This is a genomic window from Pedobacter sp. HMWF019 (genome assembly GCF_003061025.1).
Lineage (GTDB): Bacteria > Bacteroidota > Bacteroidia > Sphingobacteriales > Sphingobacteriaceae > Pedobacter.
Genome location: NZ_QAIL01000337.1, coordinates 1 through 3202, shown reverse-complemented (window position 1 = coordinate 3202; position 3202 = coordinate 1). Strand labels below are relative to the sequence as shown.

Below are 3202 nucleotides of genomic sequence, written 5' to 3'. Positions count from 1 at the left end.
CAGTTGAATATCTTAAAAAACAGGTATAGTGTTTTGTTTTCTTTTATTATTGTTTTCCTGATCAGTTCTTTTTTTATCAGGACAGGCTTACTTGTAGCCTCTTTAATGAAAACGGATTTGAGTTTTCTGGCCATTTTGAAAATCTACTTTACCGGAACCTTCTTTGATTTGGGGGTTTCCTTTTTTATCGTTGCATCTTACGCTTTATACTTGCTTTTATTGCCACAGAAATGGAACAATTCTAAATTTAACAGGATTGCTACTTATATATGGTTGTTTCTGGTGGTTTTGATTTTTATGTTTTCCTTTTTTGCAGAAATCACGTTCTGGCAGGAATTTGAAAGCCGTTTTAATTTTATTGCAGTTGACTACCTGATTTATACGTATGAGGTGATTAATAATATTAATGAGTCATATCCTTTGCCTATTTTAATTGGGGGGATTCTCTTACTGACTTCGGCTGTTATGTTCCTTTTTTATAGGAGGAAGATTTTTGCGGCCAGTTTTTATTCGAATACCCCTTTCTCTAAGCGCTTACTGATTTCCGGACTGCTTATTGGTCTGGCAGTGGTGTATGGTTTTTTTGTTAGTAATAGTCTGGCCGATGGCTCACAGAACCGGTATCAGAATGAATTGTCAAAGGCTGGCGTATATTCTTTCTTTGCAGCATTTAAGAATAACGAATTAAATTACAATGATTTCTATCCATTGATTGAAAAGAAGCTGGCTTATCAGGTGATCCGTAAAGAATTATCTGAACAGGGGAGTACTTATGTGAATGAAGGGAACTCGGTAAGAAGAAAAATTGACAATGGTAATTCTCCTTATAGGCCAAATGTAATCATGATTACGGTGGAGAGTTTAAGTGCGGAATTTTTGGGGAGTTTTGGAAGCAAGTCTAATTTGACACCTGTATTGGATTCACTGGCAAAAGAAAATGTATTGTTTACAAATATGTATGCTACCGGTACCCGAACTGTACGCGGCATGGAGGCTTTGTCTTTGTGTGTGCCACCGACACCTGGAAGCAGCATTGTGCGGCGGCCGGGAAATGAAAAACTGACTACAGTAGGACATATTTTTCAGCAGGCCGGCTATAATCGTACTTTTTTTTACGGCGGTGATGGCTATTTTGATAATATGAACCAGTATTTTGGGAGCAATGGTTTTGATATCGTAGACCGGGGTAAAAAAATCATGGTTGGTGAATCTTATACAACTAAGAGAACCATTATAACAGATGACCAGGTCAAGTTTGAAAATGCCTGGGGGATTAGTGACGAAGATCTTTATGATGCAGTAATCAGAGGATCTGATCAGTATTATAAGGAGGGGAGACCTTTTTATAATTTTGTGATGACGACTTCAAATCATCGTCCCTTTACCTACCCTGCAGGTAAGATTAATATTCCTTCTGGTAGCGGACGTGACGGAGCAGTGAGGTATACGGATTATACGATCGGTGAGTTTTTAAAGAAAGCAAAAACAAAACCCTGGTTTAAGAACACGGTAATTGTCATTGTTGCAGATCACTGTGCAAGCAGTGCCGGGAAGAATGAGATCGATATCAGCAAATATCATATTCCCTGCATTATTGTAAACCTGCAAGGTGCAGCATCTAAGGTGATTGACCAAACCTGTTCCCAGATTGATCTTTATCCTACTTTGTTTAAACTGATGGGCTGGAATTATGAAAGTAATTTGTATGGGAAAAATGTACTTGATCCCGGTTATGATTCCAGGATTGTTCTTGGTACTTATCAGAAACTGGCTTATATGAAAAAGGATAGTTTGGTTATTTTAAGTCCTCAACAAAAGATAGAGACCTATATATATAATAAGGATACGAATGAACAGCTTCCAGCTAAATTTCCGGAGCCGATTATACAACAGGCCATTTCTAATTACCAAACCGCTTATGACCTTTTTAAGAACGGTGGATTGCATTGGTGATTTGTGTCGAAGAGATAAGCTTGTGCGTGTTTAAGATTATTTGTCTATTTTTGCGCTTTATTTAAAAAACAAGATGAGCACAAGAGGACCAATATCGAAATTTATGGAGACGAATTATCTCCACTTTAATTCGGCAGCTATGATGGATGCCGCCAAAGGCTACGAAACCCATTTAGATGAAGGGGGTAAAATGATGATCACCCTGGCTGGTGCAATGAGTACAGCTGAACTGGGTATTTCGTTGGCGGAAATGATCCGCCAGGATAAAGTATCTATTATTTCCTGTACAGGTGCGAACCTTGAAGAGGACATCATGAACCTTGTAGCCCACTCACATTATAAAAGGGTTCCTAATTACCGTGACCTGAGCCCTCAGGACGAATGGGATCTTTTAGAGAACCACTACAACAGGGTTACAGATACTTGTATTCCTGAAGAAGAAGCTTTCCGCAGGCTGCAAAAACACATTCATAAATTATGGAAAGATGCTGACACTGCAGGGGAACGTTATTTTCCACATGAATTCATGTATAAAATGCTGTTGAGCGGTGATCTTGAGCAATATTATGAGATTGATCCAAAAAATTCATGGATGCTGGCTGCTGCAGAGAAAAATCTTCCGATCGTTGTACCTGGGTGGGAAGATTCAACCATGGGTAATATCTTTGCTTCTTATGTAATGAAGGGGGAACTGAAAGCAACAACTATGAAAAGCGGTATTGAATATATGGGCTGGCTTGCAGATTGGTATATTGCCAACAGTTCAGGTAAAGGAATCGGTTTCTTCCAGATCGGTGGAGGTATTGCCGGCGATTTCCCGATTTGTGTTGTGCCAATGCTTTATCAGGATATGGAGATGGAGAATATTCCATTTTGGAGTTATTTCTGTCAGATCTCTGATTCTACCACTTCTTATGGCTCTTATTCTGGTGCTGTACCGAATGAAAAGATTACCTGGGGTAAGCTGGATATTCATACACCTAAATTTATTGTAGAGTCTGATGCAACGATCGTTGCACCATTAATATTTGCATGGATATTAAAAATGTAATTTTAAAATCCAAAATTATCTCTCACATTTAGGGAGAGTGAAAATCAGCGGTTTTTAAAAAAGCTGCTGATTTTCTTCGTTTAGAGCATTTCAGGGCATAGTTTAGAATGATTATAAATTGTATTTCCTGTCATTTATTTGTCATTGATAACTTAATAAACTTTACTTTTGTTCACGTTTTTGATGATAGATCTAAGT

General features: G+C 38.2%; 2 protein-coding genes. Both read left to right on the top strand.

From position 1 onward, the window contains the following. Positions 1-1953, top strand: a 1953-nt coding sequence (locus DBR11_RS18895) for an LTA synthase family protein (protein ID WP_369974444.1), incomplete at its 5' end; no start/stop codon positions are given. Between the two features lie 73 nt (positions 1954-2026). Further along, positions 2027-3004: a deoxyhypusine synthase family protein gene (locus tag DBR11_RS18890; RefSeq protein WP_108554189.1), complete on the top strand. Its 978-nt coding sequence runs from the start codon at positions 2027-2029 to the stop codon at positions 3002-3004. Positions 3005-3202 lie beyond the last annotated feature (198 nt).

What these genes read in the sequence shown, in the direction of transcription:
- DBR11_RS18890 (WP_108554189.1), top strand. Translation starts at nt 2,027, where the DNA reads ATGAGCACAAGAGGACCAATATCGAAATTTATGGAGACGAATTATCTC.